This is a genomic window from Candidatus Binatia bacterium, assembly GCA_036563615.1.
Lineage (GTDB): Bacteria > Desulfobacterota > Binatia > UBA12015 > UBA12015 > DATCMB01.
Genome location: DATCMB010000014.1, coordinates 263,864 through 283,091, shown reverse-complemented (window position 1 = coordinate 283,091; position 19,228 = coordinate 263,864). Strand labels below are relative to the sequence as shown.

Sequence of the window (19,228 nt, the reverse complement as noted above, 5' to 3'; positions counted from 1 at the left end):
CGACTGCGCCGATTATCACCATCGTTGCGGTGGGCCAAGGTCGTTAGCCCGTCGCTCGGATTGGTGCCCACGCCGTCGCGGCCGCACGCGCGTCCGCCGGCGCGCCGGCGGCGAGCGCCGCGGGTCGGCCGCCGACGCGCTACCGCCGACGGTGCGGGGGCGCCGGGTTCAGGCCGGGGCGCGGGCGCCGGCCGCGCGAGCGCGCGCGCCGCGCCTCGTCCTGGTCGGCGAGCGTCGCCTGCAGCGAGAGCTCCTGCTGCAGCTTGAGGTAGCTCTCCCAGCGCTCGCGCGAGAGCGCGCCGCTCGCGAGCGCTTCGCGGAGCGCGCAGCCGGGCTCGGTCTGGTGGCGGCAGTCGCGGAAGCGGCAGCGCGCCGCGATCTCGACCACGTCGCCGAACGCGCGCTCGAGCCCTTCCTCGTCGCCGACCAGACCGACCTCGCGCATGCCCGGCGTGTCGATGATCATGCCGCCCGAGGGCAGGAAGACGAGCTGGCGCGAGGTCGTCGTGTGGCGGCCGCGGTCGTCGGGCAGCGTCTCGCCGACGGCCTGGATCTCGCGTCCGGCGAGCGCGTTGACCAGCGTCGACTTGCCGACGCCCGACGAGCCCAGCAGCACCGCGGTGCGCCCGGGCCCGACGTACGCCTCGAGCTCGGCGAGCCCGCGCCCGTCGACGGCGCTCACCACGTGCAGCGGCACCTCGGGCGCGACCTTCGCGACCTCGGCGAGGATCGGTGCGCTGTCGCTGCACAGATCCGCCTTGCTGAGCACGATCGCGGGGGCCGCACCGCTGTTCCAGGCCAGCGTCAAGTAGCGCTCGAGCCGCCGCGGGTTCAGGTCGCGGTTCATCGACGTCACGATCAGCACCACGTCGACGTTCGCGGCGACGACCTGCGGCACGTCCTGCCCGGCCGCGCGCCGCGTGAAGGCGGAGCGTCGGTCGAGGACGCGCTCGATCATCGCGCGCGTGTCGTTGACGCGCCGGCGGACGAGCACCCAGTCGCCGACCGCCGGCAGCCCGAGCGGGTCCGCCAGCCGCCGCAGGCGGCCCGGCACGACGGCCCAGGTCTCGACGTCGTCGGCCCCGAGGATGCGATAGGCTCCGCGCTGCTCCGCGATGACCCGGGCGGGCGACAGACGGGCGTCGTCGCCTCGAAGCTGCTCTGCGAAGAACGGCTCCCAGCCGAGCGTTGCGAGATCGCGTGCCAACGCCCATGCGGTTAGCACGCGAGCGCCTCACATTGCCCGGGCTGCCAGCCGTTGTGTACACGGGGGAGGCGTCCGTGATGCGCGAGCTCGAAGCCCAGGCCGTCGTCCTCGCGCGCGCCTTCGAAGAGGCGGACCCGCAAGGCGTTCTGCTGTCCGCCCGCGATCGGCAGGAGGCCACCGAGGCGGCGCGAGCCGCGGGCGGGTCGCCAGAGTCGCAGGCCGCGCAGCGGGCCGACCATCTGCTTGCCCGCCTCGAGCCGGCGGTGCCCGGTCTGGGGGCCGTCCGGCGGGCGACGCGTGTCCCGCTGCGCCTGCTGCTCTGGCTGCCGCTGGTGTCGTTCGTCGTCGGCCTCGCGAGCAACGAGCTCGGCCCCGAGCGGCGCATCAACCTGCTCGCCTTCCCGCTGCTCGCGCTGCTCGCCTGGAACGTGCTGGTGTACGCCGTCGTCGTGGCCGGCGCCGTGGGACGCCTGCTGCGCGGACGGCGCGGCGAGGCGTCGGACCGCACCGGCGGCTGGCGCGGCGTCCTCGGCTCGATCGCGAGCTTCTTCGCCGAGCACTCGCTGCGCCGGGTCCGCGTCCGCGACACCGCGAAGTCGACCATCGTGACGCGCGCGCTGCGCTCGTACTGGCAGAGCTGGGCGCCGGTCGCCGCGCCGCTGGTCGCGACGCGGGTGCGCGCGACGCTGCACCTCGGCGCCGCGTGCCTCGTCCTGGGCGCGATCGTCGGCATGTACGTGCGCGGCCTCACCTTCGAGTACCGCGCGACCTGGGAGAGCACCTTCATCGGCCCGGAGGCGGCGTCGGTGCTGCTGCGCGCGGTCCTCGGACCGGCGGCGGCGCTGCTCGGCGTCGCGCTGCCGACGCCGAGCGAGCTCGAGGCGATCCGCGCGCCGGACGGCTCGGACGCGGCCGCGACCTGGATCCACCTCTGGGCGACGACCGCGCTGCTCGTCGTCCTGCTGCCGCGCTCGGTGCTCGCGGCGCTCGCGCTGTGGCGCGAGCGCCGGCAGTCGCGCGCGCTGCCGGTCGAGCCGCTCGCCGGCTCGTTCCGCGTGCTGCTCGCGCCCGACCGCGGCGCCGGCACGCGCATCGACGTGCTGCCCTACAGCTACGGCGTCGGCGGCCGCGAGGCCGACACGCTGCGCGAGCTGCTGCACGACGTCTTCGGGCTGCGCGCCGACGTCCAGATCCTGCCGACGCTCGCCTACGGCGACGAGCCGCCGGCGATCGGCAACGGCGGACCGCCGGCGTGCGCGGTGGTCGTCTACGGGCTCGTGCAGTCGCCCGAGCGCGAGGTGCACGGACGCTTCGTCGAGGAGCTCGCGCGCGCGACCAACGGCGGCTGCGTGCTCGCCGTGGTCGACAGCTCGGCCTGGCACGCGCGCTTCGGCGCGGCGGGCGAGCGTCGCGAGGGCGAGCGGCGCCGCGCCTGGGACCGCGTGCTCGGCGACGTCGGGCTCGTGCCGCTGCACGTCGACCTCGCCGCGCCGCTCACCACCGAGATCGTCGAGGAAGCCGAGGAGAAGCTCGCGCTGCACGGTGCGCCGAGATGAGCGACGTCACGCTGAGCCTCATCTCGCACACCAACGTCGGCAAGACGACGCTCGCGCGGACGCTCTTGCGCAAGGACGTCGGCGAGGTGCTCGACCAGGCGCACGTCACCGAGGTGAGCGAGGCGCACGAGCTGGTGACGAGCGGCGACGATCGCCTGCTGCTCTGGGACACGCCCGGGCTCGGCGACTCCGCGCGCCTCGTCCAGCGGCTGCGCAACGAGGGCAACCCGCTCGGCTGGCTCCTGCACCAGGTGTGGGACCGCACCCGCGACCGGCCGCTCTACTCGAGCCAGGAGGCGGTGCGGAACATCAAGGAAGCGGCCGACGTCGTGCTCTACCTGGTCAACGCCGCCGAGAGCCCGGAGGACGCCGGCTACGTGAGCTACGAGCTCGAGCTCCTCACCTGGATCGGCAAGCCGGTGATCGTGCTGCTGAACCAGATGGGCGAGCCCGGCACGACCGGCGAGGACCAGGCGGTCGCGCGCTGGGAGGAGTTCGTCAAGGGCTGGCCGATCGTCAAGCACATCCTGCCGCTCGACGCCTTCACCCGCTGCTGGGTGCAGGAAGGCGTGCTGCTCGAGCGCGTCGAGGACGTGCTGCCGCCCGAGAAGCGCGAGGTCATGCATCGGCTCGCGCAGGCGTGGCGGGAGCGCAGCCTCGCCGTCTTCGAGCAGGCGACGCTGCGCATCGGCGCGTACTTGACGGCGGCGGCGGCCGACTCCGAGCCGCTCGGCGAGAACGCCGGCCGCGCCGAGAAGCGGCGCGCGATGCGCGCGCTCACCGACCGCCTCGACCTCGCGACGCGCGCGCTGATGGACGATCTGCTCGAGCTGCACGGCCTCAAGGGACGCTTCCAGGACGAGGCGCGCACGCACCTCGAGGAAGACTTCCGCATGCCGGGCGAGGCCGCGTGGTCGGGCGGCGCGGCGATGCTCGGCGCGGCGATGGGCGGAGCGGCGGGCGGGCTCGCCGCCGACGTGCTCACCGGCGGCCTTTCCTTCGGCGCCGGCGCGCTCGCGGGCGCGATCCTCGGCGCGATGGGCGCCGCCGGGCTGCTCAAGGGCTTCCAGCTCGCCGTCGGCCCCGAGGAGCCGGCCGTGCGCTGGGCGCAGGAGTTCCTGCGCGACCTCACGCAGCAGACGCTGCTCCGCTACCTCGCGATCGCGCACTTCGGACGCGGGCGCGGCGAGTTCCGCGAGCTCGGCACGATGCAGAGCTGGAGCGCGCTCGTCGAGCGCATGCTGCGCTCGCGGATCGACGCGCTCGCCGCGCGCATCGTCGAGGCGCGACGCGAGGCGCCGCCGCGCGACGGCGTCGCCGCGCGCACCGCGACGATCGTCCGCGACGTGCTGCGCGACGTGCTGTCCACCGCTTATCCACAGGCTGTCGACATCCTGTCGCCGCGCTGGCGCTGAGCGACGCGCGACGGCGATCGCGGCCGTGCACAGGTCGTGCACACGACGTGCACACGTCCTGAACACGATGTCCGCACCTCGTGCACACGATGTCCACAGCGACGTCGCCGCATCGATCGAGACGTGCGAGCGCGACGCGCGAGCGTGCGTCGTCGCGACGACGCGCGCGACGAAATCGCTGCGATCGCGCGCGAACGTCTGGACATTCTCTCAGGCGATCGCGAGAATCGCGCGATGCAAACCGTCCTGAGTCAGTTCTGCGAGGAGTTCGAACGTCAAGTACGACCGGTTCTCGAGCCGCTCGATCGCTTCGCGTCGAGCCTCGGTCAGACTCGGGACGGCACACCAGCGCGCAGCGTGCTGCCGACGCTGCTCGACCTGCGTCACCAGCTGCGCGCGCTCGCGGAGAAGGTCGAGCGTCAGCAGGCGTACGTCATCATCTTCGGCCCGCTGAAGAGCGGCAAGTCGACGCTGATGAACGCGATGAGCGCGGCGTACGTCAGCGAGGTGACGACGCTGCCCGCGTACCCGTGCATGGTGTACGTCTCGCACGCGGACAAGCGCGAGTTCGTGCTCACGCGCTACGACGGCACGACGGAGACGCTGACCGACGTCGGCGCGATGCGCGAGCTGATGCGCACAGCGCACGTCGAGCTCGCCGAGGCGATCCGGGCGTGCGAGGCGCGCGGCGAGGAGTTCGATCCGGCGCAGCACCTGCCGCGCGCCGTGCGGCGCATCGACGTGCGCACGCCGGCCGCGCAGCTCGCCGGCTCGGGCGCGGTGCTGGTCGACACGCCGGGCCTCTACAGCCGCATGAAGTTCGGCTACGACCTGATGACCCGCGAGTGCCGCGACGCCGCGGCGAGCGCGGTCTTCGTCGTCAAGACCGACAACCTCTTCCTCGAGCAGGTGTTCGCCGAGTTCTCGGACCTGCTGCGCCTGTTCAGCCGCATCTTCCTGGTGGTCAACCTCGACTCGACCAAGCAGGACCTGCAGCCCGACGGCGAGCTCCGTCCGAGCCTCGAGTGCATCGACCCGCAGCAGATCGTCGAGGCGTTCGAGCGTCTCGCGATGAACGCCGCCTTGAAGGAGGCGCGCGACGACGGGCGCCTGCGCATCTATCCGATCGACCTGCTGCGCGCCGCGCGCGAGCGCCTGCGCGCCGCGAACACGGCCCAGGCGGAGGCCGCGGCCACCGACGCCGAGCGCACGGTCGCTGGACAGATCCAGGCCGCGCGGCCGCAGACCGACGGCGACGACCGCGATGACGCGAGCGATGCGACGCCCGCCGAGGTTGCGAACGGCGATGCCGCCGGCACGCCGTCCGCGGAGGCCGCGAACGGCGACGCGCCCGCCGCGACGCTCACGAACGGCGACGCCGCCGGCGAGGCCCCGGCGGAGGCCGCGGATCCCACCGCCGACTTCGCGCGCTTCCTCGACGACCTCACGGAGTACCTGAACAGCACGGACTACCTGGTCGCCTTCCTCGGCGACAGCCTGCGCCAGGCGCGCAGCCTCCTCGGCGAGCTGCGCGCAGTCGACGACCTCGAGCCGGTCGTGACGCTCAAGCGCGAGGTCGAGTCGCTGCAGGCCGATCGCGACCAGCGCGTCGCGCGCGCCGCGGCGCTCGCGCGCCTCGCCACCTTCGGCTGGGAGGACGCGCTCGCCACGCAGCGCGACGACGTCGAGCGCTTGACCTTCGAGCGCAGCGGCGCGGTGCGCAGCCAGGCGAGCGAGCAGGCCGACGCGGCGCTCGCGCGCTGGTTCGACAGCGACGCGAGCTTCGCCTCGTTGCTGCGCGACGGCCTCGGCCCCGTGCTCGGCCGCTACCGCGACGAGGTCGCGGCGATCGCGAGCGAGGTCACGCAGACCGTGCTCGGCAGCGACGTCTCGGTCGCGACCATGCTGCGCGCGCACCGCGAGGACGTCGCGCGCTCGGGCGTCGAGATCGCGCCCGTCGCGCGCAAGGCTCTGACCGGCCTCGCGCCGACGCCGAAGAACGACGTGCCGCGGCTCGACGTCCCGGTCGCCGTCGTGCAGGTGAAGAAGTCGATCTGGGATCTGCTGCTGTTCCGCAGCCAGGCGAAGGTGCGCCGCCGGCTGCTCGGCCCGGACGACGCGCCCGAGAAGCCGATCCCGCGCCGCATCAAGCAAAAGCGGCTCGGCGCCGCGCGCGTCATGCTCGGCGAGGTGCTGCGTGCGCGCTTCGCGCGCTTCGCGACGGAGAACCTGAAGGAGTCGGTGAGCGAGTCCTTCGCGGCTGCGTCGCTGGCGGTGGTCGGCGCGGTGCGCGCCGAGGTCGACGCGCGGCGCAAGGAGAACGCGGCGGCGCTCGAGCGCACCGAGGAGCGGCTGCAGGGGCTCGCCCGCGCCCGCGAGGACCTCGACGCCATGCTCGCCGCGGTCGACGCGGCGACCAAGGCGGTCGAGCGTCTGACGGGACGCTACGGCGAAACGAGCCCGAGCGAGCTGCTCGCGCCGGCCGGCTCCGAGGCCTCGACCCCGGGCGCCTGAGCGAGCCGCACCGGGCGCCGCGCGAGCGTCAGATCCGGCGCGCTCTCCGGTGCGACCTCGACCGTGTAGCGTCCGCTCGCGAGCGACGCGGGGACGTCGAGCGCGAGCTCGATCGTGTCGCTCGCGCCGGGCGCGAGGGCGATCGGCAGCAGCGCGCGCGCCGACGAAACCGCGCGCGCCTCGCCGCTCGCGTCGAGCCAGCGCACGACGAGCGGCGTCGGCTCGAGCGTCGGGTTGCGGAACGACGTGCGGCCGCGGTTGGTGAACGAGAGCTCGAGCGTCGCCCGTGGCCGCGCGAGCACGACGGGCGTCGCGGAAGCGAGCGCGGTCGCCTCGGCGGGCGCCGCGATCAGCTCGAGCGCCTGCGAGGTCTCGTGCGGGCTGCGTAGCTCGTAGAGCAGGAGATCCTTGCTCGTCGTGAGCTGCACCGCGTGCTGCGGGTCGTCGAGCAGCGGGGCGAGGTCCTGTCCGCGTCGCGCGAGGCGCTGGCGGTGCACGATCAGGCTGCGAAAGCCGAGCGCGTGCAGCGCTTGCGCGGCCTTGGGGTCCGGCAGGCGCGCGGCGAGCTCCGCGACCTCGTACTGCAGCGGCGTGCGGAACGAGTTGTAGCAGGCGGCCGTCGGCTGGTGGTGGTAGGCGGCGAGCAGCACGTAGTGCGGCATGTCGACGAGCTTTCCGTCCGCCTCGTAGGAGAGCGGCAGGTCGAGCACCGCGCCTTCGGGAACGCGCCGCGCGAGCATCACGTCCTGCGAGGACGGCTCCACGCGGTACGCGACCAGCGTCGCCGGACGACGGCCGGCGGGCGGCAGGCTCGCCGGCGCGAAGATCTCCCACAGCGCGGCCGCCGCGACGAGCGTCGTCACCGCCGCGCGCGCCACACGCGGCAGACGCTCGACCAGCACCAGCACGCCGTACGCGGCGAGGAACGAGACCGCGAGGTAGACGCCGAAGCGCAGCGCGCGCAGCACGCGCACGGCGTCGAGCCCCGGCACCCACGCGGACAGCGCGACCAGCGGCGAGGTCACCCGAACGCCGAGCCCCGGCAGCGGGAACGGCAGCATCGTGCACCAGAACACCATCAGCCCGGCGACGAGCATCAGGAGCCGCGGGTCGACGCCGTCTTTCGGGCGCGCGCCGCGCAGACGGTCGACGAGCCCGACGAGCGCGAGCACGAGCGCCAGGAGGCCGGGCGACGCGGGACCGCTCGGCAGGTAGTCGCGCGGCGCGAAGAGCAGCGTCTTCGCGCGTCCCTGGAGCACGTTCCACACGGCGCGCGTCTCGAGGTACGGCGCGAACACGAGCCAGGTGACGATCCCGACCAGCAGCGCCACGACCGCGAGCTTCGGCAGGACCGCGCGCAGCATGTGCCGGTAGCGCACCAGCAGGACGCCGCCGTAGACCGAGCCCAGCACCGCGAGCCCGAGCACCTGGTAGAAGCTCTCGAGGAGCTGCAGCGAGACGAACAGCGCGAGCGCGAGCGCGTCGCGCCAGCGCCCCGTGACCAGGAGCCGGTGCGTGAACAGCAGCGCGAACGGCGTCCACAGGTTGCCGTGCACGAAGGGGTGCGCGGGATTGAGGACCTTGTTCGGATGGAAGGCGAACAGCAGGCCGGCGACGAGCGCCGCGGGGACGCTGCCCGTCCAGTGCAGCGCGAGCGCGTACATCGCCATCCCGGTGAGCCACAGCGCGACGACGACCATCAGGTTGTAGCTCAGCACCGGGTCGCCGGTCGCCGCGTAGAACGGCAGCTCGAGCAGCGTCTCGGCGAACATGTGCTCGCCGAGCGTGTAGGGCGCGCGCAGCGGGTAGCAGAGCCCGTAGCCCGTGAGCCCGAGCGGGTCGTGCAGCACCTGGTGCACCTGGCGCGCGAGCGCGCCGATCACGAAGCGCTGGTCCGCCTGGTAGAGCAGCGCCGCCGGACGGTTCAGCATCGCCGCCGGCATCGCGGCGCGTCGGCCCGGCTCCGGCAGCACGTCGCGGTACGCCCACAGCGCGACGGCGAGGTAGAGCAGGGCGGCGAGCGCATGGCCGAGCCGCGTCGGCCGCGTCGCTGGCGCTTCGGTCGGGGTCATCGTCGCGGGGACGTCGTACGGGGGCGCTGGTCGGCGATCAAGGCGTGCTACAGTCCCAGGCGATGACCGTCCAGGAGTATCTCCACCTCGCCGACGAGTGCCTGTCGCGCGTCACGGCCTGGCTCGAAGATTTCGACCCCGACGAGGTCGACTTCTCGACCACCGACGGCATGGTCTCGATCGAGTTCGCCGACAAGACGCGCTTCGTCCTGAATCGGCAGTCGGGCAACCACCAGATGTGGTTCGCGGCGGGCGTCCGCGCCTGGCACTACGACTGGAGCCCCGAGCGCAACACCTGGGTCGACGACCGCGACGGGCACGATCTCTACGAGCGCATCGCCGCCGTGGTGTCGGAGAAGCTCGGGCGCGAGGTCAAGCGGCCGTAGCGCGCGGGGCGCGCGTCCGCGCGCCGCGACGGCTCGCAGAGCGCGATGCCCATCTCCCCGACGTACCGTCCGGCGCCCCGCATCCTCGAGCTCGGCGACGGCTTCTACGACGTCGTCACGCCGGCGCGCTTCCCGATGCACCGCCTGCGCTTTCGCAACCAGCGCTGGGCGGAGCGCGTCGGGCTCGGCGAGCTCGACGCGGACGAGTGGGAGCGCCACTTCGCCGCCTTCGCGCCGCTGCCCGAGAACCTCCCCGAACCGCTCGCGCTGCGCTACCACGGTCACCAGTTCCGCGTGTACAACCCGGACCTCGGCGACGGCCGCGGCTTTCTCGCCGGGCAGCTGCTCGACGCCGAGGACGGCCGGCTCCTCGACCTCGCGACCAAGGGCAGCGGCACCACGCCGTGGTCGCGCGGCGGCGACGGACGCTTGACGCTCAAGGGCGGCGTGCGCGAGGTGCTCGCGACCGAGATGCTGGAGGCGCTCGGCGTCCCGACCTCGAAGTCCTTCAGCCTCTTCGAGACCGGCGAGCAGCTCTGGCGCGGCGACGAGCCGTCGCCGACGCGCTCCTCGGTGCTGGTGCGCCTCGGACACTCGCACATCCGCTTCGGCAGCTTTCAGCGCCACCTCGCGCTCGGCGACCGCGCGCGCATCGCGCAGCTCCTCGACTACTCGGTGCGCCACTACGCGCCGGGGCTCGAGCCCGGCGACGGCGAGGATCTGCCGTCGGCGTTCCTGCGCGAGGTCACGCGGCGCAGCGCGCGGCTCTGCGCCGCGTGGATGACCGCGGGCTTCGTGCACGGCGTGCTCAACACCGACAACATGAACGTCACCGGCGAGAGCTTCGACTACGGTCCGTACCGCTTCCTGCCGACCTACGATCCGTCGTTCACCGCGGCGTACTTCGACCACGCGGGGCTCTACGCCTACGGACGCCAGCCCGACAGCGTGCTCTGGAACCTGCAGCGCCTCGCCGACACGCTGATCGAGCTCTCGTCGCGCGACGCGCTCGCGCGCGCGCTCGACCACTTCATCCCGGAGTTCTTCCGCGCCTGGCGCGAGATGCTGCTGCGTCGCCTCGGGCTCAGGCCGCTCGGCGACGAGCGCGACCAGGACCTGCTGTCGCTCGTCCGCGCTTTTCTCCAGGAGAGCCAGGTCGGCTACGATCGCTTTTTCTTCGATTGGTACGGCGGTGCGGCGAGCGCCGCGCGCGCCGCCGCGAGCCCGGAAGCCGACAAGTACCGTGGCCCCGGCTTCGTCGCGCTGCGCGCCGCGCTCGACGCCTACGAGCCTCTGGCGCCCGAGCGCCTCGCGCTGCCGTACTTCCAGCGCGAAGCGCCGTGCTCGCTGCTGATCGACGAGATCGAGGATCTGTGGGCGGCGATCGCCGAGCGCGACGACTGGGGTCCGTTCGAGCGCAAGATCGCGGACATCCGCGCGATGGGCGAGGCGACCGGCCTCGCGGCGCGCGCGTAGCGCGCGCTCGGAGCGAGCGTCCGCAGCGAGCATTCCTGCGGACGCCCGCGGCGCCGCGCGAGCGCTCGCGGACGCAATGGGCGCGACCGAACGCGTCGTCTTCCTCGCCGGGAGGCGAGCACCATGCGCGAGCAAGTCGGCCGCTGCGAGCGTTCCGGGGCGCTGACGGAGGCGCTCGACGGCTGTAGCGAGGATCCCGCGGACGACGGAGCGAGTCGCCGACGCGACCGCGATCGGGGACGGGTGCGTCCGCTGCAGCCGGTGCGGATCGACGCCGCGCGCGGACGTCGGCGGCTCGTCGGTGCCGCACCGCAGCGCACGACGCTCGAAGGACGCGCACACGAGCGTGCGCTTTCTCTTTCACGAGTTCCGCTCGTCGGCCGCGAGCGCGAGAGCGGCGTCCTGCGCGATGCGCTCGACGCGGCACTCTCGGGCAGCGGACGCGTCGTTCTGCTCGGCGGCGAGCCGGGGATCGGCAAGACGTCGCTCGCCGCGGCGCTCGCCGACGAGGCCGAGGCGCGCCGCGTCCCCGTGTGGTGGGGACGCGCCTTCGAGGACGGCTCGGCGCCGGCGTACTGGCCGTGGAGCACGGCGCTGCGCCGCCACGTCGCGCAGGCGGGGCACGCGGCCGTCGCCGCCGCCGCGGGTCCGTTCGCTTCCGAGCTGGCGCGCGTCTTCCCCGCGCTGCGCGCGGACCGTGCGGACGACGCTCCGAGCGTGCCCGCGTCCGAGTGCGGCGAGTCCGACAGCGCGCGCTTTCGCCTGTTCGAGCTCGTGAGCCGCTTCCTCGCTGCGGTCGCGTCGCCCGCGGGTCTCGTCGTCGTGCTCGACGACCTGCACTGGGCGGATCAGCCGTCGCTGCGTCTCCTCGAGTACGTCGCCGCCGACCTCGCCGACGCGCGCGTGCTCGTGGTCGCGACCTACCGCGACACCGAGCTGCGCCGCGACCACCCCGCGACGACGACGCTGTCGCGGCTCGCGCGCGAGCCGGTGACGCGCCGACTCGAGGTCGGCGGGCTCTCGCCCGCGGACTGCGCGCGCTGGCTCGCGCTCGTCGGGACGCAGAGCGACGTCGTGGCGCTCGGCGCGACGCTGCATCGCGAGACCAACGGCAACCCGTTCTTCGTGCGCGAGCTGGTGCACGTGCTCGGCCGCAACGGCGACGTCGCGGCGGTCTCGGACGTGTGCCGCGTGCCGCAGAGCGTGCGCGACGTGGTGGCGCTGCGTCTCGCGCGCCTCGGCGAGGACTGTCGCAGGACGCTCGTCGTCGCAGCGCTGCTCGGTGATGTGATCGACGGTCCGCTGCTCGCGCGCATCCTCGACGACCCGCGGCACGCGGACCACCTGCAGCACGCGCTGCAGGATCGTCTGCTGGTCCCGGGCGACGCCCCGGGGCAGTACGCGTTCGCGCACGCGCTGATCCGTCGCGTGCTGCTCGACGACACCGCGGCGAGCGTGCGCGCTGCGTGGCACGCGCGCATCGCCGACGTCGTCGAGCGTCACGCGACGGCGTCGCCGGCGCTCACCACCGACCTCGTGCGCCACCTCGCCGCGGCGGGAACGCCGGACGCGCTGCGCAAGGCGTTCGACTACGCGTGCCGCGGCGCCGAGCAGGCGGCGCGCGCCTTCGGCTGGGAGGAGGCCGTGCGGCTCTGGCGCGTCGCGCTCGAGGTCGGCGCGCGCGCCGACGCGCTCGATCCCGCCCGCGCGCTCGAGCTCGAGCTCGCGCTCGCGCGGGCGCTGCGCGCGGCGGGCGACGTGCCGGCGGCGCGCGCGTGCTGCGAGAAGGTGATGGCGGCGTGCCGGCGCACGCCGAATCCGACGGCGTTCGCGCGCGCGGCGCTGATCCACGCGGGTCCGTACGCCGAGTGGGGCCGCCTCGAGCCCGAGGTGCGCGCCGTCCTCGAGGAAGCGGCGCGCGCCGGCGCCGCGCTCGACGACGCGCTCCGCGCGCGTCTCTACGGACGCCTCGCGGGCGACATCGTCGCGGTGAACGAGCGCGCGCAGGGCGCGCGCGTCTACGCGCTGTGCGACGAGGCCGCCGACGCCGCGCGCCGCGCCGGCGATGACGGAGCGCTCGCGATCGCCCTGACCGGGATCTACTACGCGGCCGCGATGGGGATGCGGCGCGAGGGCGGCGATGCGCCGCTGCCGAGCATCGACGAGATCCTCGCCGCCGCCGAAGCAGGCGGCGAGCACGCGTTCGCGGTCGCGATCCGTCACGCGCGCGCGATGACGCTGCTCGCCCTGGGTGCGCCCGAGGAGTTCTCCGCCGAGGTCGACGCCGTCGCGACCTTCGCCGCGGCGACGCGCGCGCCCGAGGCCGCGTGGCTCGCCGAAGCGCTCGCAGGGCTGCGCGCGACGCTGCAGGGACGCTTCGCCGAGGCGCACGAGCGCATCGAGCACGCGCTCGCGATCGGACGTCGCATGCAGCTCCCGAACGCGGTGCCGACCCACGTCGGGCAGCGCATCATGTGGCACGCGTTCCAGGGACGGCTCGCGGAGACGGCGTCGGAGATCGAGGCGTTCGTTTCCGATCATCCAGGAGGTGCGGCGTGGCGGCCGTTCCGCGCGCTCGCGCGCCTCGCGCGCGGCGACGCCGTCGCGGCGCGCGCCGACCTCGAGGAGCTGCTCGCGGCGGGCTTCCCGCCGGCGCAGCGCGGCGTCATGGCGCGCTGTCTGCTCGCCGGCTTCGCCGCGCTCTGCGTCGCGCTGCGCGATCGCGAGCACGGCGAGCAGGTGTACGCGCTGCTCGCGCGGCGCACCGACGTGTGGAGCATGGACGGCATGCAGACCTTCGGCCCATGGGCCCTGCTGCAGGCCGGGCTCGCGCGCCTGTGCGGACGCAGCGACGATGCCGTCGAGCATCTCGAGACGGCGATCCAGCAGGGACGCCGCATGGGCTCGCCGCCGATCGTCGCGCGCGCACAGAGCATGCTCGCGAGCGTGCTCGTCGCGACGGCGTCGAGCACCGCGGATCGGACGCGCATCGACACGCTGCTCGCGGACGCGGAGCGCACCGCGCGCGCTCTCGGGCTCGCGGACGTCGCGGGCCGCGTCGAGCGCGTGCGCGCGCGGCTCGCGTCCGCGCCGGAGACGCCGGACGTGAACGCGTTCCGCTGCGACGGTGAGGTGTGGAGCGTGCGCTTCGCCGGGCGCGACGTCCGCCTCAAGGACGGCAAGGGGCCGCGCTACCTCGCGACGCTGCTCTCTTCGCCGCGCCGCGAGCTGCACGTGCTCGAGTTCCTCGGCACGTCCGCTGCACCGTCGCGCCCGGTCGAGGACGGGCTGTCGGTCGGCGCGCCGGGGGCTGCGCTCGAATCCGGTCCCGACCAGCGGGCGCGGAGCGAGTACCGCGCGCGCGTCGCCGAGCTGCAGGCGGAGCTCGCCGAGGCCGAGGAGCGCGCGGACCTGGGACGCGCCGAGCGCCTGCGCGCCGAGCTCGACGAGCTCGTCGACGAGCTCGCGTCGAGCTTCGCCGGACGTCCGTCGCGCACGGGGCCCACCGAGACCGCGCGCAAGGCGGTGACCAAGGTGCTCCGCACCCAGATCGGCAAGCTGCTCGAGCTGCACCCGGCGCTCGGCCGCCACCTGCGCGACACGGTGCGCATGGGGACGGTGTGCGTGTACGCGCCCGCGGACGACGTCGCGTGGGACGTCGGCTTCGGGCCGTCGTGAGGCGCTTACGGGCAGTCGCCGATCGCGTACAGCACCGGCGCCGCGCGGTCCCCGGTGCCGACGTAGAGGCGTCCCGGCGCGCCGATGATCGGGCTCGACGCGTAGACGCTCGTCGCCTCGTCGAAGGTCCACAGGATCTTGGCGTTGCCGTCGCCGTCGCCCGCGGGATCGAAGGCGTAGACCTTGTTCTTGATGGCGACGTAGACCGTGCCGTTGGCGCCGATCACCGCCTGGTTGTTGCGGAAGCGTCCCGGGCCGGGCGGGATCGGGTGCTTCCAGCGCACGCTGCCGTCGGGACGGATCGCGTAGAAGGTCGAGTGGCTGCCGCGCGACGCGCCGACGTAGAGCGTGCCGTCCGCGCCGAGCGCGGGCGGCGACTCCATCTTCTCGCGGCCGCTCGCGTAGAGCAGGCGCACGTCGCCTTCGGGCGTGACCTCGAAGAGCCCCTCGTCGAAGCCGAGGTAGACCTTGCCGCTCGCGGGATCGACGACCGGCGTGTAGTTCGGCCAGCGCGCGGCGTTCGCGCGGCGCTCGATCTGGCGTCGCCAGCGCTCGGCGCCGGTCGCCGCGTCGAGCGCGTGCAGCGTCCGGCCGCGGCTCGTGACGTACACCGTCGCGCCGTCGGGGCTCACCGCGGCCGATACGTTCTTGACGCCGCCGCCGAGCTTCGTGCACCACTTCACCTGCCGCGTCGGACCGGGGCACATCGCGAAGAACCAGCCGGCGCTGAGCGAGTCCGAGCCCATGTAGACGACGCCGTCCGGGCCGATCGCGGGCGAGGTCGTGACGTCGCCGTCGGTGCAGATCTTCTGGCGCCAGAGCACGTGCGCCGGCGGCGACGGCTGCGGCGCGATCGACCACAGGTCGTTGTCGCGCGTGCCGATGTACACCGTGCCGTCGGCGGCGACGGCGGGCGACGAGCGGTCGGCGAGCCGTCCTTCCTGATCGGTCTCGCACCAGCGCGTGCTGCCGGTCGCGGGATCGATCGCGCACACCGGGTGGCGGGCGTTGCCGACGTAGATCGTGCCGTCGGCGCCGACGGTCGGGGCGCTCAGGAACTCGGCGCTGCCTCGCCAGCGCCAGATCACGCGGTTGCACGACGGGCCGTCGAGGTGGCTGCGTCCCGTGTGCTGCGCGTCGTGCTGGAACATCGGCCACGCCGACGGCGCCGCGCCGCCGCCCGGCGGGCAGATCGGGTTCGCGTCGGGACAGAGAAGCTTGCGCTCCTCGCGCGAGCAGCGCACGTCCGCGCTCGCCGGAGCGGCGGCGAGCAGCGTCAGCGTCAGCGTCGCGGCGAGGGCGGCCGCGACCGCGGCGGTGACGAGAGAGCTGCCCACGTCGTGTCGGGGGAGCCGAGAGCCGTCGTCCTGCGCCGGGTGCTTCACGGGCGAAAGCTAGTGCCATCCGCCGTCCGGACGCAAGCAAAATTTGCACGCTTGTTGCGCGGCCGCGTGCTCGTCGGGCGCGTCGACGGGCTCGGGGCGCGTCGTTTCGACGCTCGGCGACGTCCTCTCGCCGGCGTCGTGGCGCGGTGCTAGCCGTCGTGGGATGGCGAGCCGTCAGACCTGGGATCCCGAGCGCTACGCGCGCAACGCGCGCTTCGTCTCGGAGCTCGGCGCGCCGGTCGTCGAGCTGCTCGCGCCGCGGCCGGGCGAGCGCATCCTCGACCTCGGCTGCGGCGACGGCGCGCTCACCGAGCGTCTCGTGGAGCTGGGCTGCGAGCTCGTCGGCATCGACGCCAGCGCGGCGCAGGTCGAGGCGGCGCGCGCCCGCGGCCTCGACGCGCGCGTCGGCGAGGGCGAGGCGCTCGAGTTCGCCGAGGAGTTCGACGCCGTGTTCTCGAACGCGGCGCTGCACTGGATGAAGCGTCACCCCGAGCGCGTCGTCGACGGCGTCTGGCGGGCGCTGCGTCCCGGCGGACGCTTCGTCGCCGAGATGGGCGGGCACGGCTGCGTCGACAAGATCAAAAACGCGCTGATCGCGGCGCTCGACGCGCGCGGCCACGACGGGCGCGCCGCCGATCCCTGGTACTTCCCGACGCCCGAGGAGTACGGCGCGCTGCTGCGCGCGCGCGGCTTCGTCGTCGAGTCGATCGCGCTGATCCCGCGCCCGACGCCGCTACCGGGCGACGTCACCGGCTGGCTCGAGACCTTCGCCGAGAGCTTCACGTCGCTGCTGCCGGAGGGCGAGCGCGGGGCGTTCCTCGCCGAGGTGCGGGAGCGGCTGCGCCCCGAGCTGTGCGGGGCCGACGGCGTCTGGGTCGCGGACTACGTGCGGCTGCGCTTCGCGGCGCGCAAGCCGTCCGCCGGCTGAGCGGCGGCGCCGCGCGACTCGACGATCTCGCGCTCGCGCCGCGCGCGCATCCGCCAGGTGTCGTGCGGCGGGAGCTGCGCGCTCGGGCAGAGCTCGTTCAGCGGGCAGATCTCGCAGCGCGGCGCGCGCGCGAGGCAGACGTAGCGTCCGTGCAGGACGAGACGATGCCCGAGGTCGATCCACTCGCGGCGCGGAAACGCGGCGCGCAGGTCGTCCTCGATGCGCGAAGGGTCGCTCTGCGCGGTGAGCCCGAGGCGCTGCGAGACGCGCATCGCGTGCGTGTCGACGACGACGCCCTCGGCGATGCCGTACGCCGTGCCGAGCACGACGTTCGCCGTCTTGCGCGCCACGCCGGGCAGCCGCAGCATCTCTTCCATCGTGCGCGGCACCTCGCCGCCGAACTCGTCGGCGATCATCGCGCTCGCCGACTGGATCGCCTTGGTCTTGCTGCGGAAGAAGCCCGTGCGGTGCACGACCTTCTCGACCTCCTCGGGAGGAGCGTCGGCGAGCGCCTGCGGCGTCGGCCAGCGCGCGAAGAGCTCCGGCGTCACCGAGTTGACCATCTTGTCCGTGCTCTGCGCGGAGAGGATGGTCGCGATCAGCAGCTCCCACGCCGAGCGGTGCTCGAGCTCGCAGCGCGGCTCGGGGATCGCGGCCTCGAGACGCGCGAGGATCTCGCGCGGCGTCGCCTTGGGCTCGACGGGGGACGTCTTCGCCTCGGGGCGCGTCTTCGCCTTGGACTTGGCGGTCGACGTCGTGGGCTGCGCTGCGACGCGCGCGCGTGCGGCGGTGGTCGTGGACGTGGTCGCGTTTGCGGCGGTGCGTGATCGGCTGCGGGCGGGACGCTGGCTCGGCGTCGGCATGACGGCGTCACGATGGCGGGCGCGAGGCTGCGCTTCAAGGGGCGCGTGACGCGAGTCCGTGCGGCTCGGACGGCCATCCGCTATCTCCAACGAACCCACCCGGTTTTCGGCGAGCTTCCATGCAGGACGGACACGACGACATTGCGCGCGAGGTCGCGCGGCGGCGCACCTTCGCGATCATCTCGCACCCCGACGCGGGCAAGACGACGCTGACCGAGAAGCTGCTGCTCTTCGGCGGCGCGCTGCGCGAGGCGGGGGCGGTGCGCGCGCGGCGCGCGGCGCGGCACGCGACCAGCGACTGGCTCGAGATCGAGAAGCAGCGCGGCATCTCGGTGTCGAGCTCGGCGATGCACTTCGTCTACCGCGACTTCCGGGTGAACATCCTCGACACGCCGGGCCACCGCGACTTCAGCGAGGACACCTACCGGACGCTGGTCGCGGCCGACAGCGCGGTGATGCTGATCGACGCCGCGAAGGGCGTCGAGGCGCAGACGCGCAAGCTGTTCGAGGTCTGCCGGCTGCGCGGCATCCCGATCTTCACCTTCATCAACAAGATGGACCGGCACGGCCGCGACCCGCTCGATCTCATGAGCGAGATCGAGGAGGTGCTCGGCATCGACGCGGTGGCGCTCAACTGGCCGGTCGGCGCGGGCAACGAGTTCGTCGGCGTCTACGACCGGCTCGGGCAGCGCCTGCTGCTCTTCTCGGGCGGCGAGCACGGCTCGAGCGTGGTCGACGAGGAGGTGGTCGAGGGACCGCACGACGGCGACGCGGTGCGCGCGGCGATCGGCGCGGACAAGGCGGACGCGCTCGCCGAGTCGCTGGCGCTGCTCGAGGGCGCGGGCGCTCCGTACGACCCGGAGCGCGTGCGCGCCGGCCAGCAGACGCCGCTCTTCTTCGGCAGCGCGCTCACCAACTTCGGCGTCAAGCCGTTTCTCGAGCGCTTCCTCGAGCTCGCGCCGCCGCCCGGACCGCGCGACTCGACGCGCGGCCCGATCGATCCGGTGACCGAGCCGTTCTCGGGCTTCGTCTTCAAGATCCAGGCGAACATGGATCCGGACCACCGCGACCGCGTCGCCTTCGTGCGCGTCTGCTCGGGGAAGTTCGTGCGCGGCGCGACCGCGCGCCACGTGCGCAGCGGCAAGAACGTGCGCCTCGCGAACTCGACGCTGCTCATGGGGCAGGGCCGCGAGGAGGTCACCGAGGCCTACCCGGGCGACGTCGTCGGGCTCTTCGACCCGGGGCTGTTCCGCATCGGCGACACGCTGAGCGAGAGCGGCGGCTTCTCCTACCAGGGCTTTCCGGTGTTCGCGCCCGAGCACTTCATGCGCGTCGAGCTCGGCCTCGTCGAGCGGCGCAAGGCGCTCGCCAAGGGGCTCGAGCAGCTCTCGCAGGAGGGCGCGGTGCAGCTCTTCACCGACGGCGGCAACGGCACCGGCGCGCCGATCGTCGGCGCGGTCGGCCCGCTGCAGTTCGACGTGCTCAAGCACCGCATGGTGACCGAGTACAAGGTCGAGCTGCGCTTGACGCCGATGCCGCACAACGTCGCGCGCTGGCCGCGCGGCAACTTCGACCCGGAGATGGTGCAGCACTCGCAGCTCGTCAAGCTGGTGCACGATCGCGAGGGGCGGCCGGTGCTGCTCTCGGAGAGCGCGTCGTACCTGCAGCGGCTGACGGAGCGCTACCCCGGGCTCGAGCTCGCCGACACGGCGGTCGACACGCCGGCGTAGCTTCTCCTCGCGCACCGC

General features: G+C 73.8%; 12 protein-coding genes. 8 read left to right on the top strand and 4 right to left on the bottom strand.

Annotated features, from left to right (window positions below; all coding sequences use genetic code 11):
• Positions 1-139: 139 nt before the first annotated feature.
• The gene (rsgA, locus tag VIS07_11715; protein HEY8516171.1) at positions 140-1,207 is read right to left on the bottom strand and encodes a ribosome small subunit-dependent GTPase A; all 1,068 of its coding nucleotides are present in this window, start codon (positions 1,205-1,207) and stop codon (positions 140-142) included.
• Positions 1,208-1,284: 77 nt separating this feature from the next.
• Between rsgA and VIS07_11710 the strand changes: the two genes are divergently transcribed.
• The 3 genes from VIS07_11710 (at position 1,285) to VIS07_11700 (ending at position 6,692) form a co-directional block, all read left to right on the top strand.
• A complete protein-coding gene (locus VIS07_11710; protein ID HEY8516170.1) occupies positions 1,285-2,763 on the top strand; it encodes a DUF2868 domain-containing protein in 1,479 nt (492 codons plus the stop codon).
• Positions 2,760-4,178, top strand: coding sequence for a DUF3482 domain-containing protein (locus VIS07_11705; GenBank protein HEY8516169.1), 1,419 nt, complete (start codon positions 2,760-2,762; stop codon positions 4,176-4,178). The genes VIS07_11710 and VIS07_11705 overlap by 4 nt, the downstream gene beginning before the upstream one ends.
• 234 nt (positions 4,179-4,412) lie before the next feature.
• A complete protein-coding gene (locus VIS07_11700) occupies positions 4,413-6,692 on the top strand; it encodes a dynamin family protein (GenBank protein ID HEY8516168.1) in 2,280 nt (759 codons plus the stop codon).
• Here the strand turns inward: VIS07_11700 and VIS07_11695 are convergent.
• Entirely contained in the window at positions 6,623-8,764 is a 2,142-nt protein-coding gene (locus tag VIS07_11695) for a hypothetical protein (GenBank protein ID HEY8516167.1), read from the bottom strand. The genes VIS07_11700 and VIS07_11695 overlap by 70 nt on opposite strands.
• A 62-nt stretch (positions 8,765-8,826) precedes the next feature.
• Between VIS07_11695 and cyaY the strand changes: the two genes are divergently transcribed.
• From cyaY to VIS07_11680, 3 genes are all read left to right on the top strand, one after another.
• Complete coding sequence (gene cyaY / locus VIS07_11690) at positions 8,827-9,150, top strand: iron donor protein CyaY (protein HEY8516166.1); 324 nt, start codon at positions 8,827-8,829, stop codon at positions 9,148-9,150.
• Between the two features lie 45 nt (positions 9,151-9,195).
• Positions 9,196-10,626 (top strand): YdiU family protein, encoded by a 1,431-nt coding sequence (locus VIS07_11685; GenBank protein ID HEY8516165.1) that lies wholly within the window; start codon positions 9,196-9,198, stop codon positions 10,624-10,626.
• 243 nt (positions 10,627-10,869) lie between these two features.
• Positions 10,870-14,304 (top strand): AAA family ATPase, encoded by a 3,435-nt coding sequence (locus VIS07_11680; GenBank protein HEY8516164.1) that lies wholly within the window; start codon positions 10,870-10,872, stop codon positions 14,302-14,304.
• A 5-nt stretch (positions 14,305-14,309) separates the two neighbouring features.
• Here VIS07_11680 and VIS07_11675 read toward each other — a convergent pair whose 3' ends face one another.
• Positions 14,310-15,641 carry a PQQ-binding-like beta-propeller repeat protein gene (locus VIS07_11675; GenBank protein HEY8516163.1) on the bottom strand — a complete coding sequence of 444 codons (1,332 nt, stop codon included), beginning with the start codon at positions 15,639-15,641 and terminating at the stop codon, positions 14,310-14,312.
• 211 nt (positions 15,642-15,852) lie between these two features.
• Between VIS07_11675 and VIS07_11670 the strand changes: the two genes are divergently transcribed.
• Positions 15,853-16,617, top strand: a complete 765-nt coding sequence (locus VIS07_11670) for a methyltransferase domain-containing protein (GenBank protein ID HEY8516162.1) — start codon at positions 15,853-15,855, stop codon at positions 16,615-16,617.
• On the opposite strand, the gene nth is transcribed toward VIS07_11670, so the two are convergent.
• The gene (gene nth / locus VIS07_11665) at positions 16,572-17,480 is read right to left on the bottom strand and encodes an endonuclease III (protein ID HEY8516161.1); all 909 of its coding nucleotides are present in this window, start codon (positions 17,478-17,480) and stop codon (positions 16,572-16,574) included. The two genes, VIS07_11670 and nth, sit on opposite strands and share 46 nt — an antisense overlap.
• 119 nt (positions 17,481-17,599) lie before the next feature.
• Between nth and VIS07_11660 the strand changes: the two genes are divergently transcribed.
• On the top strand, positions 17,600-19,210 hold the full coding sequence (locus tag VIS07_11660; GenBank protein ID HEY8516160.1) for a peptide chain release factor 3: 1,611 nt from the start codon (positions 17,600-17,602) through the stop codon (positions 19,208-19,210).
• Positions 19,211-19,228 lie beyond the last annotated feature (18 nt).